This is a genomic window from Trinickia sp. Z7 (assembly GCF_056498045.1).
The window spans coordinates 126,790-140,157 of sequence record NZ_JAUEQW010000001.1 but is presented as its reverse complement, the minus strand read 5'-3'; the positions used below and the strand labels follow the sequence as shown (position 1 = coordinate 140,157).

Annotated in this window: 11 protein-coding genes and 1 tRNA gene; 8 read left to right on the top strand and 4 right to left on the bottom strand. The window is 61.1% G+C overall.

Translation table 11 applies throughout. From position 1 onward, the window contains the following. Positions 1-281: 281 nt before the first annotated feature. The 7 genes from tig (at position 282) to QQS38_RS00590 (ending at position 8,728) form a co-directional block, all read left to right on the top strand. On the top strand, positions 282-1,628 hold the full coding sequence (tig, locus tag QQS38_RS00620; protein WP_479643442.1) for a trigger factor: 1,347 nt from the start codon (positions 282-284) through the stop codon (positions 1,626-1,628). Positions 1,629-1,773: 145 nt separating this feature from the next. Further along, positions 1,774-2,427: an ATP-dependent Clp endopeptidase proteolytic subunit ClpP gene (gene clpP / locus QQS38_RS00615; protein ID WP_277428111.1), complete on the top strand. Its 654-nt coding sequence runs from the start codon at positions 1,774-1,776 to the stop codon at positions 2,425-2,427. Between the two features lie 206 nt (positions 2,428-2,633). Next, the gene (gene clpX / locus QQS38_RS00610) at positions 2,634-3,905 is read left to right on the top strand and encodes an ATP-dependent Clp protease ATP-binding subunit ClpX (protein ID WP_479643441.1); all 1,272 of its coding nucleotides are present in this window, start codon (positions 2,634-2,636) and stop codon (positions 3,903-3,905) included. A 181-nt stretch (positions 3,906-4,086) separates the two neighbouring features. Beyond that, positions 4,087-6,501 (top strand): endopeptidase La, encoded by a 2,415-nt coding sequence (gene lon, locus QQS38_RS00605; protein ID WP_479643440.1) that lies wholly within the window; start codon positions 4,087-4,089, stop codon positions 6,499-6,501. A gap of 655 nt (positions 6,502-7,156) precedes the next feature. Then, positions 7,157-8,098 carry a hypothetical protein gene (locus tag QQS38_RS00600; RefSeq protein WP_479643439.1) on the top strand — a complete coding sequence of 314 codons (942 nt, stop codon included), beginning with the start codon at positions 7,157-7,159 and terminating at the stop codon, positions 8,096-8,098. A gap of 212 nt (positions 8,099-8,310) precedes the next feature. Next, positions 8,311-8,583: an HU family DNA-binding protein gene (locus QQS38_RS00595; RefSeq protein WP_277428114.1), complete on the top strand. Its 273-nt coding sequence runs from the start codon at positions 8,311-8,313 to the stop codon at positions 8,581-8,583. A gap of 69 nt (positions 8,584-8,652) precedes the next feature. Continuing rightward, positions 8,653-8,728: transfer RNA gene (locus tag QQS38_RS00590), tRNA-Val, on the top strand. Positions 8,729-8,862: 134 nt separating this feature from the next. On the opposite strand, the gene QQS38_RS00585 is transcribed toward QQS38_RS00590, so the two are convergent. Continuing rightward, positions 8,863-9,813, bottom strand: a complete 951-nt coding sequence (locus QQS38_RS00585) for a LysR family transcriptional regulator (RefSeq protein ID WP_479643438.1) — start codon at positions 9,811-9,813, stop codon at positions 8,863-8,865. Positions 9,814-10,062: 249 nt separating this feature from the next. On the opposite strand from QQS38_RS00585, the gene QQS38_RS00580 reads away from it, so the two are divergent. Beyond that, complete coding sequence (locus tag QQS38_RS00580; RefSeq protein ID WP_479643437.1) at positions 10,063-10,389, top strand: DUF4148 domain-containing protein; 327 nt, start codon at positions 10,063-10,065, stop codon at positions 10,387-10,389. 173 nt (positions 10,390-10,562) lie between these two features. Here the strand turns inward: QQS38_RS00580 and QQS38_RS00575 are convergent, their stop codons facing one another. The 3 genes from QQS38_RS00575 to QQS38_RS00565 form a co-directional block, all read right to left on the bottom strand. Beyond that, positions 10,563-10,988: an organic hydroperoxide resistance protein gene (locus QQS38_RS00575; RefSeq protein WP_479643436.1), complete on the bottom strand. Its 426-nt coding sequence runs from the start codon at positions 10,986-10,988 to the stop codon at positions 10,563-10,565. A gap of 209 nt (positions 10,989-11,197) precedes the next feature. Then, the gene (locus tag QQS38_RS00570; RefSeq protein WP_479643435.1) at positions 11,198-11,764 is read right to left on the bottom strand and encodes a TetR/AcrR family transcriptional regulator; all 567 of its coding nucleotides are present in this window, start codon (positions 11,762-11,764) and stop codon (positions 11,198-11,200) included. Positions 11,765-11,822: 58 nt separating this feature from the next. Next, positions 11,823-13,304, bottom strand: a complete 1,482-nt coding sequence (locus QQS38_RS00565; protein WP_479643434.1) for a sensor domain-containing diguanylate cyclase — start codon at positions 13,302-13,304, stop codon at positions 11,823-11,825. Positions 13,305-13,368: the final 64 nt, after the last annotated feature.

Sequence of the window (13,368 nt, the reverse complement as noted above, 5' to 3'; positions counted from 1 at the left end):
GCATAGCGGGCATCGCACGGGCTCATGCGTCGGCGCCACGCGCCTTGCGCGTGCGGGACGCGATCGGCCCGAGACGACTTCGTGCGCCTATGCCACGCCAAATCGGGTGCCACCGTTCAATAGTTTGCTAGAATATTCGATTCTTCCGATCCAACCGTGCCGCTGGCGGTCAGCCTCAGGCAGCTTCCGGCGGTGATTGCGGCGCTTTTTTGGGCGAAGCGCAACACGTGGGCACGGCGAAGATACCCGATTCGCTTGAACAATTTAGGACGATTGAAGCCATGGCTAACGTTGTTGAGAACCTCGGCAAGCTTGAACGCCGTGTGACGATTTCCCTGCCGAAAGACACCGTGCAGAAGGAGATCGATTCGCGCATCCGCCAACTCGCGAAGAACGTCCGCATGCCGGGCTTCCGCCCGGGCAAGGTGCCGCTGAAGATGGTGACCCAGCAGTACGCCGGGCAGGTCGAAGCCGAGGTGCTGAGCGACAAGGTGGGCAAGCAGTTCTTCGACATCAGCCGCGCGGAAAATCTGCGCGTTGCCGGCCAGCCGAGCTTCAGCCCGAAGGAAGGCGCTGCGGACGACGCCTACGCGTTCGACGCCACGTTCGAGGTGTACCCCGAGGTCAAGCTCGGCGATTTGTCGAGCGCCGAAGTCGAGCGCGCGGTGACGCAAATCAGTGAAGCCGAAGTCGATCGCACGCTGGAAATTCTGCGCAAGCAGCGCGTGCATTACCACGCGCGCGGCGAAGCGGGCGAGCACGGCGACGGCGGTGCGGACACTGCGGCCAAGAGCGGCGATCGCGTCACGGTCGATTTCGTCGGCAAGCTCGACGGCGTGGCGTTCGAAGGCGGCACCGCGGAAGATTTCGTGTTCGTGCTGGGCGAGGGCCGCATGCTGCCCGAATTCGAGCAAGCCGCGACGGGTTTGTCGGTTGGCCAAGCACGTGGGTTCGACCTGAAGTTCCCCGACGATTATCACGGCAAGGACGTCGCCGGGAAGACGGCGCAGTTCACCATCACGATGAAGAAAATCGAATGGCCGCACCTGCCGGAAGTCGATGCCGAATTCGCGAAGTCGCTCGGCGTGGCCGACGGCGATCTGGCTAAAATGCGCGCGGAGATCAAGGAGAACCTCGAGCGCGAGGCGAAGCGCCGCACGCAGTCGCTGGTCAAGAACCAGGTGATGGATGCGCTGCTCAAGGTCGCCGAACTCGAAGTGCCGAACGCGCTGATCGAGCAAGACCAGGAGCGCCTGGTCGAAATGGCGCGGCAAGACCTGATGCAGCGCGGCGTGCCCAACGCACAGAACGCGCCGATTCCGGCCGAGATGTTCAAGGAACAGGCCGAGCGGCGTGTGAAGCTGGGCCTCGTGTTGGCCGAGCTGGTGAAGGAAAACGGCCTCGAGGCGAAGCCCGAGCAAATCCGCGCGGAAGTCGAGGAATTCGCGAAAAGCTACGAAGACCCGAAGGAAGTGATCCGCTGGTATTATTCGAACAAGCAACGCCTGGCCGAGATGGAAGCGTACGTCGTTGAAAGCAACGTCGTCGAATTCGTTCTCGGCAAGGCGAAGGTGACGGACAAGGAAGTCAGCTTCGAAGCATTGGCGAGCGCCTCGGCGCAAGCGTAAGGCATCGCCAAAGCGGCGTGCAGGCTGTCGGAGCGACGGCCTCACGCCGTTTTTCATGTCGCGGTGATTCGATGATGTATTGCGGCGGCGAGCGCGGGCTGTGTTCCCGCCGTTTCAAGACCCATTCCGAACAAGGACCCTTTGCATGATCTCTCGCGCTCAACTGTTGGACACGTTGGCATCGAATGCGCCGCGCGATTTCGAGGCGCAGGCGCTGGGGCTCGTTCCGATCGTCGTCGAAACGAGCGGCCGCGGCGAGCGTTCGTACGACATCTACTCGCGCCTGTTGAAAGAGCGCGTGGTGTTCATGGTCGGCGAAGTCAACGACCAAACGGCCAACCTCGTCGTGGCGCAATTGCTGTTTCTCGAGAGCGAGAATCCTGACAAGGACATCAGCCTCTATATCAACAGCCCTGGCGGCTCGGTTTCGGCTGGGATGGCGATCTACGACACGATGCAGTTCATCAAGCCCGACGTCTCGACGCTTTGCATGGGGCTCGCGGCCAGCATGGGCGCGTTCCTGCTCGCAGCGGGTGCGAAGGAGAAACGTTTCGCGTTGCCGAACGCGCGGGTGATGATTCACCAGCCGCTCGGCGGGGCGCGCGGGCAAGCGTCGGATATCGAGATTCAAGCCCGCGAGATTCTCTATTTGAAAGAGCGCCTCAATCAACTGCTCGCGCACCATACGGGGCAGCCGGTCGAGCGCATCTCGCGCGACACCGATCGCGACAATTTCATGTCGGGAGAGGACGCGCGGGCGTACGGCCTCATCGATCAGGTCCTACAAAAGCGCCCATAAGCGCATCGGCGGCAGTCGGCATCTTCCCGCACATGTGGGGTGGCCGGCTCAAGCGATGCCAGAAATGGTCGATAATAGTGCTGGGCGCCGACGGCGGGGACGCCGATGCGTCTCCCGTTACGCCGGCCGGCCGAATCGATCCGACCCTGCGTTAGGGGCGGCGATCGGCGTGCCTGTCATTCGAGTGTCCGGAGGCTCGTATATCCATGGCGGACAAGAAAGGTTCGAACAGCGAAAAGCTGCTGTATTGCTCGTTTTGCGGCAAAAGCCAGCATGAGGTGAAAAAGCTCATCGCGGGCCCGTCGGTCTTCATCTGCGATGAATGCATCGACCTGTGCAACGAGATCATTCGCGACGAGGCCGCGGGAGCCGGCCCGGACGCAGGCTTGTCCAAATCCGACTTGCCGAGCCCGCAAGAAATTCGCGACATCCTCGATCAATACGTGATCGGGCAGGAGCGCGCGAAGAAGATTCTGGCCGTGGCGGTGTACAACCACTACAAGCGGCTCAAGCATCTCGACAAGAAAGACGAAGTCGAGCTGTCCAAGAGCAATATTCTGCTGATCGGGCCGACCGGATCGGGCAAGACATTGCTCGCGCAGACCCTGGCGCGTCTTTTGAACGTTCCGTTCGTCATCGCCGACGCCACCACGCTGACGGAAGCCGGCTATGTGGGCGAGGACGTCGAGAACATCATTCAAAAGCTGCTGCAAAACTGCAATTACGAAGTCGAGAAGGCCCAGCGCGGTATCGTTTACATCGACGAAATCGACAAGATCAGCCGCAAGTCCGACAATCCTTCGATTACCCGCGACGTTTCGGGAGAGGGCGTGCAACAGGCGCTGCTCAAGCTCGTCGAGGGCACGATGGCCTCGGTGCCGCCGCAGGGCGGCCGCAAGCATCCGAACCAAGACTTCATCCAGGTGGACACGACGAACATCTTGTTCATCTGCGGCGGGGCGTTCGACGGCCTCGAGAAGGTCATCACCGACCGTACCGAAAAGACGGGTATCGGCTTCGGCGCGAGCGTCAAGAGCAAGCAAGAGCGCGACGCCGGCGAAGTGCTGCGCGAGGTCGAGCCGGAGGACTTGATCAAATTCGGGTTGATCCCCGAATTGATCGGACGTTTGCCGGTGGTCGCGACGCTCGGCAAGCTGGACGAAGTGGCGCTGATGAAAATCCTGGTCGAGCCGAAGAACGCGCTCGTCAAGCAGTACAACAAGCTGTTTGCGATGGAGCGCGTCGAGCTTGAGATCCGTCCCGATGCGCTGCAAGCCGTGGCGCGCAAGGCGATTCGCCGCAAGGCGGGCGCCCGGGGCCTGCGTTCGATTTTGGAACAGGCATTGCTCGACGTCATGTACGAGCTGCCGGCGATGAAAGGGGTCAGCAAGGTGATCATCGACGACAACGTCATCGATGGCGACGGCAAGCCCCTTCTCATCTACGAAGAAGCGCCAAAGGTCGCAGGCTCGAATTGATTGGCCTAAAGCTTTCGCAGGAATGGCCGTTCATGGAGACGTGAACGGCTTTTTTCGTTTATCTTGTGGGTAACACTGACGACTGCTCGATTCACTGAACTTTTCCCACACGCGTAGGCTTGCAATTCGTACCGCGAGCCTCAACTACCGAACGAACTGATTCCATCCATGGGGAAATGAAATGTCAGGAACCCAACTCCTTCCTCAAGAGCGCATCACGCTCCCGCTGCTGCCATTGCGAGATGTAGTCGTCTTCCCGCATATGGTTATCCCGCTGTTCGTGGGGCGGCCCAAATCGATCAAGGCGCTCGAAGTCGCGATGGAGGGCGGCAAGCACATCATGCTTGTCGCGCAAAAGACCGCGGCCAAGGATGAGCCTACCGAAAAAGACATGTATGAAGTGGGGTGTATCGCCAACATCCTGCAAATGTTGAAACTGCCCGATGGCACCGTAAAGGTGCTCGTCGAGGGGCTGCAGCGTGCCAAGACGCTCTCGATCGAAGAGCAGGAAACGCAATTTTCCTGCGAAGTCATGCCGCTCGAGCCCGATCACGCCGATAGCGCCGAAACCGAGGCGTTGCGTCGCGCGATCGTGTCGCAGTTCGACCAATACGTGAAGTTGAACAAGAAGATCCCGCCCGAGATCTTGACCTCGCTCGCGGGCATCGATGAAGCGGGGCGCCTCGCCGATACGATCGCGGCGCATTTGCCGCTCAAGCTCGATCAGAAGCAGCACATTCTCGAGATGTTCCCCGTCGTGGAACGGCTCGAGCATCTGCTTGCCCAACTCGAGGCCGAGATCGACATTCTTCAAGTCGAAAAGCGCATCCGCGGCCGCGTGAAGCGCCAAATGGAGAAGAGCCAACGCGAGTACTACCTGAACGAGCAAGTCAAGGCGATTCAGAAGGAACTCGGCGAGGGCGAAGAGGGCGCGGACCTCGAAGAACTCGAGAAGCGCATCGAAGCCGCGCGTATGCCGAAAGAGGCCAAGAAGAAGGCCGATTCCGAGCTCAAGAAGCTCAAGCTGATGTCGCCGATGTCGGCCGAAGCCACCGTCGTGCGCAACTACATCGACACGCTCATCGCATTGCCGTGGCGCAAGAAGAGCAAGGTCAACAACGACCTCTCCAATGCGGAGCGCGTGCTCGACGAAGACCACTTCGGCCTCGAGAAGGTCAAGGAACGCATTCTCGAGTACCTCGCCGTGCAACAGCGTGTGGACAAGGTCAAAGCGCCGATCCTTTGCCTCGTTGGGCCTCCGGGCGTGGGTAAGACCTCGCTCGGCCAGTCGATCGCACGCGCGACGAACCGCAAGTTCGTGCGCATGGCGCTCGGCGGCGTGCGTGACGAAGCCGAGATTCGCGGCCACCGCCGTACCTACATCGGCTCGATGCCGGGCAAGATCTTGCAAAGTCTCACGAAGGTCGGCGTGCGCAATCCGCTGTTCTTGCTCGACGAAGTCGACAAGATGGGCATGGATTTCCGCGGCGATCCGTCGTCGGCGCTGCTCGAAGTGCTCGACCCGGAACAGAACCACACGTTCGCCGATCACTACGTCGAAGTCGATTTCGACCTGTCGGATGTGATGTTCGTCGCTACGTCGAACTCGCTGAACATTCCGCCGCCGCTGCTCGACCGGATGGAAGTGATCCGCTTGGCGGGCTATACGGAAGACGAGAAGGTCAGCATCTCGCAACGTTACCTTCTGCCCAAGCAGAAGAAGAACAACGGGCTGCGCGAAGGCGAGGTCGACGTGACCGAGGCAGCGATCCGCGACATCATTCGGTACTACACGCGTGAGGCGGGCGTGCGTTCGCTCGAGCGCGAGGTGTCGAAGATCTGCCGCAAGGTCGTGAAGATGTTGTTGCTGAAGAAGGCCGAAGGCGCGATCAAGGTCGACAGCGGCAACCTCGATACCTTCCTCGGCGTGCGCAAGTACGACTTCGGCCTGGCAGCGAAAGAAAACCAGATCGGTCAGGTCACGGGCCTCGCTTGGACCGAAGTCGGCGGCGATTTGCTGACGATCGAAGCGGCGGTGATGCCGGGCAAGGGCAATGTCATCCGCACGGGGTCGCTCGGCGACGTCATGAAGGAGTCGGTCGAAGCGGCGCGGTCGGTCGTGCGTTCGCGTTCGCGGCGTCTGGGCATCAAGGATGAAGCGTTCGAGAAGCAGGACATTCACATCCACGTGCCCGAAGGCGCGACGCCGAAGGACGGTCCGTCCGCCGGTATCGCGATGACGACGGCGCTCGTTTCGGTGCTCACGAGTATCCCCGTGCGTGCGAACGTGGCAATGACGGGCGAGATCACGCTGCGCGGCGAGGTGCTGCCGATCGGCGGGCTCAAGGAGAAGCTGTTGGCGGCGCATCGCGGCGGCATCAAGCTCGTTCTGATCCCCGAGGAGAACGTCAAGGATTTGGCGGATATCCCCGATAACGTGAAGAACGCGATCGAGATCGTGCCGGTGCGCTGGATCGACAAGGTGCTCGAGCTCGCGCTCGAACGCGTGCCCGAGCCGTTGGTCGAGGAAGAGGTGAAGGCTGCACCGGTCGATGCGGCCAAGGATGCGACAGCGACGGAAGTCGTCAAGCACTGACAAAGCGTCGCGAAGGCGACTGCTCCCTGAAGCCGCGCGCAAAGAAGCGTTGACGCGACGGCTTCACGAACCGCCCTCCTGGAAATGGGAATGACATTCCCGCGCCCAGGAGGGCGGTTTTTTTAAATGGTGCTCACGCCCCCGCAACGCCCGGTTGCTCCGGCCCATGCCGTGTCGTCTCACAACGTGGCATTTCGTTGCGAGTTTCACGGCATTGTGCTGCCGTACCGAAACCTGTCGGTTGATAATGATTGCGCATTTCACCCAGGAGCGGCCGGCAGAGCCATCAGGCAGCATCGATCCGCCCGTCTTGCCGCTCGGCCTTGCCAAACGTCGTGTGCGTTCGGCTCCAAAGGATGGAGCGCCGACGACGTTAGCGCGGCGACGGCGAGGAATTCAATGAATGAAACCTGACTACAGCCCCCCGCAGTTAAAGCGGGCGCGACGCCGGAGCCCGCCGCGCGGACCTTCCAGTGCCGCCACCGACTCGGATCACGACGTCGAGGTCGTGTGGGCGGCGCCGCATTTGCAGTCGCCGGCGCGTATGGCGGGCGCAGCTCACTCGCTCCCGAGGCCCACGGCTCGCCGCCTAGGCTCGCTGCAGGATGGCATGCGCCATATCGCTTCGGGGCGCGGGGCCGTGAGCGCGGGTGACATGAGGAACCTGACGCTCGGGGATCTAGCGTTTCATCTGGTCCACGGCGCGATGGATGCGTCCGCCGCTACGCCGCAATCCAGTGCCATGGGTTCAGATCCGTTGACTCGGGGAGTGGGCAACGATGGGGCGGGCGACATGATCTTCCAGCCGCTTAGCACCGCGTCCTCAGACCCGATTCGCGCGCAAGCGTCGAGCGCCGGCAGGCGATATTCGTGGACTGTGGGAGTGGACGAGGAAGGGGACGGGGCGGTGATCCAACAGCCCATGAGCCCCGCGTATCCCGACCCGGATCTGGAGGTTGCGGGCACACCGGGGCCATCGGACGATGAACAGCAAGATGCCGTCCACGCGAACCCGGCGCCCGTTCTCGACACCATGGATTGGACGGAGGCGGTGGTGACCTTCCGCCCTATGTCTCCATGGCGCGCGCCCGCAAGCGGGCCAGGGGCGGCGAGCACGTCGGCGTCTGCGGATGCGCCGGGTCCATCGAACACAGGCGCTAGCCGTCACGGTGCCGCGCCTGCTCCGGCATTCTCATATTTCACAGTGCTCGCAGAAGCCGAAAATCTCCGATCCTCGATCTCCGATGCGGATATCGTTCGATTCGTCGGCAGGTACCCGCGAGGATCGGACGATCCGCAGCAAACCACCCACCGAAACCAATTGGCGCTTATCAGGGTGCTTGATCGGCATCACGTGCAGAAGCTCGATGAGCTGAGATGGTTCCCTAAGAAGGCGCGAGGGGAGGTCGACGTTAAAACGCTGGCAACCGATCTCGGGCTACGCGACGGTTACTTTCAAGCGCTACGGAGCCAGTTGAAACACAATCGGACGAGAAACGTAAAAGTGCCCAATTGGATGCGTGTGGTGGTCGAGCGGTTTTCGCTCGGTGAAGGCGAGAAGCCACGGGGCCGCGCCGCGCGAACTCGGGCTTCGTAAAAAATGCAGCCGATCGAATCGGCGGCTTCGGGTGTCTCGTTCTTCCCGCTGATGATCCTGCGGCCGGGTACGGCCCGCATCGGGCGCAACCCCGGTTGACACTCCAGTTTCGTCCACCTTTAATGGGCCTGCGCAGCATGGCCTGTGCTTCCTTTCGAGCACGTGACGGTGCTCTCACGATTGCAGCCCAACATTCATCATCGGGGATTCGGATGAACAAGACGGAACTGATCGACCACATTGCACAACAAGCGGACCTATCCAAAGCAGCGGCCGGGCGGGCGCTCGACGCCGTGATCGGCGGCGTCAAGGGTGCGCTGAAGAAGGGCAGCACCGTGACGCTCGTCGGCTTCGGCACGTTTGCCGTCGGCAAGCGCACGGCACGGACGGGCCGCAACCCGCGCACGGGCGCGGCGATCAAGATCAAGGCCGCGAAGGTGCCCAAATTTAAGCCTGGCAAAGCCCTAAAAGATGCGCTAAACTAGCGGGCTTGCTGGCTGCGAATGTCCTGACGTTCGCGAGAGCAGCGAAAAAGCCGCGAAAGCTTCGCGAACGGGTGCTTAGCTCAGTTGGTAGAGCGGCGCCCTTACAAGGCGTAGGTCGGGAGTTCGAGCCTCTCAGCACCCACCATCGTTCGCGAACGGTATCGGCCCGCATTCTTGGCATCACTGGCATGCGTGGCGCGAGTGCCATTGCTTACCGTGCCGGCAAACAAAAACCCGCATGACCGAAAGGCTTGCGGGTTTTTTGTCGTGTGCGCGCCGCTATGCGGCTTCTGCGGCGTCCACGCTCGGTGCCGCCTTGGCGGCAGTCTGCATCAACGGCTGACTAGCGAAGAGCGCCTGCACCCAATCGGCAAACACTCGGACCTTGCGCGGCAAGTGGCGATTGCGCGCGTACATGATGGAAATCGCCCGCGGCGGCGAACAATAGCCCGTCAAGACTTCTTTTAGTTCGCCACTCTCCAGATATCGAGCAATCGGGAAAATCGCCGTCTTGAGCAACCCGAGGCCATGCAGGCCGCACGACACATAGGCGTCCACATCGTTCACCGCGATCATGCCGCGCATATCGACGGTCTCGACACGGCCACCGACCACGTAGTCCCAACTGCGAACGCGCCCCGTATTGCTCGATACGTAATTGACGCCGATATGCTCACGCAAGTCGTCGATCGTCTTCGGCTCGCCGTATTTTTCGAGGTAAGCGGGCGAGGCGCACGTCACGCGCCGCATGTTGCCGAGGCGCCGCGCCACGAGCCCCGAATCTTCGAGCTCGCCCGTGCGGATCACGCAATCGACGCCTTCTTCGACGATATCGACTTGACGATCGCTCAATCCCATCTCGATCTCGATATCGGGATACTGCTCGAAAAACTCGGGCAAGGCGGGAATGATGATCAGTTTGGCGACGAGCGCCGGCAGATTCACCTTCAGACGCCCCTTGGGATTGAGCTTCGCATGCGTGAGCTCGGCTTCCATCTCGTCGACTTCGGCCAGCACCCGGATACAGCGCTGGTAGTAGGCCTCGCCGTCGTCCGTTACGCTGATGCTGCGTGTCGTGCGGTTGAGCAAGCGCGCTCCGAGATGCGCCTCGAGCGCCTGGACGATCCGCGATACCTGCGGCGCTGCCATGTGCAGCGATTCGGCGGCCTTTACGAAACTGTGCGATTCGACGACTCGCGCGAACACCTTCATTGCAACGAAGCGGTCCATAGGACGCCTCCCTCCGTATCGTTTTCTTTACGATCGCCACTGTGGCGTCATTGTCGAACAAGTCGCGACGCGACGCTTCTGACCGCACAAGCCCGGCCGCGAACGGCGGGCCAGGATTGTTATTCCACACGCACCAATGAATTCCGAATTCCCATATTTATCCGGGAAGACCCTAAGCCTACACTGCCTCTACCTGCTGCACACGAGCCGTGTCGCAGCCCCTTAAAAGAGTATTCGGAGGTAGTTATCATGAACGCAATCATCAAGCAAATTGCAGTTGCCGTCGCCCTCGTCGCCCCTGTGGCCGCTTTCGCTCAATCGAACCAACCGCTCACGCGCGCCCAAGTGCGCGCCGATCTGGTGCGTCTCGAACAGGCCGGCTACAACCCGCGCGACTGGCAACACTATCCGGAAAACATTCAAGCCGCTCAGCAGCGCGTCAACGCGCAGCAAGGCGCCGCGCAAGCCGATACGAGCGGCTACGGCCCGAGCGTGGAAGGCGCGTCGCAAGCAGGCAGCCGCACGAACGACGGCGCTGTCAGCACGTACTCGCCGCCCGTTTATCAGCACAACTAAGGATCGATCACGGCGCAGCGGACGATTCGGCGATTCGCCTCGGCGAAGCGCCGAATCAGGACCGTTTTCGCATTGCCATGCGACGCCATCGTCTCCGAGCCGCTGGGGTTCCCGGTGGTGTTTGCCCAGGCCGGTGAAGCCTGGGCTTTTTTCTCGATGCGTACAGCCCCGATTCAGACGAGGGTAAGCGTCACGTCGATGTTATTGCGTGTCGCGTTCGAGTACGGGCAGACGCCATGCGCCTTTTCGATCAGCGCTTGCGCGGCGGCGCGGTCCATGCCCGGCAGCGAAATCTTCAGTTCGACCTCGATGCCGAAGCCGTTCGGAATCTGGCCGATGCCGACGCTGCCGTCGATCGCCACATCCTGCGGCAAAGCGATCTTGTCGCGCGCTGCGACGAACTTCATTGCACCGATGAAACACGCGCTGTAGCCGGCCGCGAAGAGTTGCTCGGGATTGGCGCCGTCGCCGCCTGCGCCGCCTAATTCGCGCGGCGTCGTCAAACGCAGATCCAGGCCGCTGTCGGGAACGACTGCGCGTCCGTCACGGCCGCCCGTTGCGCGAGCATGGGCACGATAGAGAACTTTTTCGATCGACATGGTGTAGCTCCTTTCAATGAATGAAGGCGGGCTGCGCGCGGCTGCGCTCGTAAAAGATAGGCCATGCGCAAAACCCTACTGTGCAGTGGGTATTTCTCCCGCTGCGGGTGGGCAACGACTCAGTTATCTATCTACCAAAAGATAGATAAATAAGCCTTAAAACAGGGCGCTATGATGCGCCCCTTGCTTCGACGATTTCCTGATAAAGCTTATTTCGACGACTTGAACGACGCTTCCACTTCTGCGAGCCGGCTCCTGGTGCGAAACAACCGGCTCGCCAGGCCTGCGCCCTGCAACGCCGCGAAGAAGGCCCGCGCCGCCTGATCGGGCTTGGCGCTCGTGGCGAGCGTGCCGTCGCGCATGCCTTCGGCGAAGACCTCGGCGAGCCAGCTCTCGTTCGCCTTGAAGAACGCTTGCACCGCTATGCGGACCGGCTCGGGCAATGTTTCGATGTCCGACGCGAGCATGCCGCACAGACAGATCTGATCGCCATCGCCGAGCGTGCGGCCGAACATTTTCGCAAACTTGGCGAGCTTGGCCTCGGCCGGCAGCGCAACGTCGATCGTTCGAACCGCGCGTTGCACTTCCTGCGTATAGGCATGAACAGCCTCGAGCACCAGATCGTCTTTCGACGGGAAGTAGTAATGAATGCTCGACGTTTTCACGCCAACGAGCTCGGACAAATCTCGGTAGCTGAAGCCGTTGTAGCCGCGCAGCATCATAAGCGTGATCGCATGATCGAGGATCTGTTCGCGCACCGGCTTCGTCGTTTCCATGTGCATCACTTTATCTACTGGTAGATAGATAGTCAACCCCTAAACGAAAAATCGGCGATCAGCTTTCCGCGGCGGCTTCAGGGGCGTGATGGCGGCGCTTGTCTTCGTACATCGCGGCATCGGCCTCGCGCAGCATGTCTTCGATGCGCTCGCCGTGGTCGCACGTGGCATAGCCCATCGAGAAGCTCAGCGCCGGGCCCGAATAGAACTGATTGTTGAGTTCGACGATTTGCCGGATGCTTTCGGCCACCACTTCGGTGTCGCGCTCGTTCGCGCCGGGCAGCAGCACGACGAATTCGTCGCCGCCGATGCGAGCGGCGTGATAAGGCTTTTGAATCGCTTTGGCCAGCGCTTCGCCGGCACGGCGCAAAAGCGCGTCGCCCGCCGCATGGCCCAATTGGTCGTTGACGGTCTTCAAGTCGTTCAAGTCGACGATGATTGCGCTGACGGGGAAAGGGCCCTTGCGCTCGAGGCGGTTGAGTTCGTCGACATAGAACGAGCGGTTCTTCAGCTTGGTCAGCACGTCGTGCTTGCCCAAGTATTCGAGGTACGCCTCGGCTTTTTTACGCGCGGTGATGTCTGTCAGCGCGAGCAGCACGAGGTCCCAATCGTTTTCATGACCGGGAAAGACCGAGAACTGCAAATGCAGATGGACTTCGCTGCCGTCGAGCGCGTAGTTCAGCACCTCGCGCTGCTGGAACAGCCGTCCCTCCCACAGGTCGATCAATTGTTCGCGAAAGTGCTGACGCATGTCGTCGCGGAACACTTCGGGCAGACGGCCCAGCAGCGAGGCCTTGTCCTCGGCCTTGAACAGATCGATCGTGTAGCGGTTCACGTCGAGCACGACGATTTCCGCCATGCAACGTTCGACGAAATCGGGATGGACGTCCGTGAACGTGCGAAAGTCGACGATGCCTTGTTCACGCACCTCGTCGATCAGCCCTTTGATGCGCCGGAAGTCTTCGATCCATAGCGAAACGGGCGCATGCTCGAACAATCCTTGTGCATATTGGCGGCTTGCCGTCACGCGCCGCCGCGCGTCTTCGAGCGCGGTGATGTCGTCGATGGCCACGAGCACCCGATCCCACGAAGCCTCATGGCCGGGAAGAATGACGCCCTTGAGCAAGATGTCGAGCCGCCGCCCGTCCAGCGTGTAATTCACGCTTTGGCTTTCGAACGTGCGCTTGCCCGACCACATTTGCACGAGTTCGTCGACGTGCGCTTCGAGCATGTCGTCGCGCAGGACGATGTCCAAGCGCGCGCACAGTTCGTCGAAGTCGCGCGCGCCGTACATTTCCAGCGTGCGCCGATTGACCTTCAGCACGCGGATGCAAGCGGAACATTGCGCGACGCGGCCGCTGTCTGCCTCGAGGAACGCTCGGAGGTCGGTTACGCCTTGCTCGCGCCAGGACGCGAACAGCGCATGCAAGCGGCTATAGTCTTCGAGCCAAAGCGAGGTAGGCGTGAGGTCGAATAGATCGACCGACGCGACGCCGGTCCCCTCGAGGCCGCTTGCTTCGTTCGGTGTGCCTGGTTTCATATCGAGTTCGTAATAGGTTCTACTGCGCGATGTCGATGGTTCTTTCCTTGGGTTAACGGCGCTC

Excerpts from the sequence above, each read along its gene's own strand:
- QQS38_RS00600 (WP_479643439.1), top strand. The coding sequence starts at position 7,157 with ATGAGGAACCTGACGCTCGGGGATCTAGCGTTTCATCTGGTCCACGGC.
- QQS38_RS00585 (WP_479643438.1), bottom strand. The coding sequence starts at position 9,813 with ATGGACCGCTTCGTTGCAATGAAGGTGTTCGCGCGAGTCGTCGAATCG.
- lon (WP_479643440.1), top strand. The coding sequence starts at position 4,087 with ATGTCAGGAACCCAACTCCTTCCTCAAGAGCGCATCACGCTCCCGCTG.
- QQS38_RS00575 (WP_479643436.1), bottom strand. The coding sequence starts at position 10,988 with ATGTCGATCGAAAAAGTTCTCTATCGTGCCCATGCTCGCGCAACGGGC.
- clpX (WP_479643441.1), top strand. The coding sequence starts at position 2,634 with ATGGCGGACAAGAAAGGTTCGAACAGCGAAAAGCTGCTGTATTGCTCG.
- QQS38_RS00570 (WP_479643435.1), bottom strand. The coding sequence starts at position 11,764 with ATGGAAACGACGAAGCCGGTGCGCGAACAGATCCTCGATCATGCGATC.
- clpP (WP_277428111.1), top strand. The coding sequence starts at position 1,774 with ATGATCTCTCGCGCTCAACTGTTGGACACGTTGGCATCGAATGCGCCG.
- QQS38_RS00580 (WP_479643437.1), top strand. The coding sequence starts at position 10,063 with ATGAACGCAATCATCAAGCAAATTGCAGTTGCCGTCGCCCTCGTCGCC.
- QQS38_RS00565 (WP_479643434.1), bottom strand. The coding sequence starts at position 13,304 with ATGAAACCAGGCACACCGAACGAAGCAAGCGGCCTCGAGGGGACCGGC.
- QQS38_RS00595 (WP_277428114.1), top strand. The coding sequence starts at position 8,311 with ATGAACAAGACGGAACTGATCGACCACATTGCACAACAAGCGGACCTA.
- tig (WP_479643442.1), top strand. The coding sequence starts at position 282 with ATGGCTAACGTTGTTGAGAACCTCGGCAAGCTTGAACGCCGTGTGACG.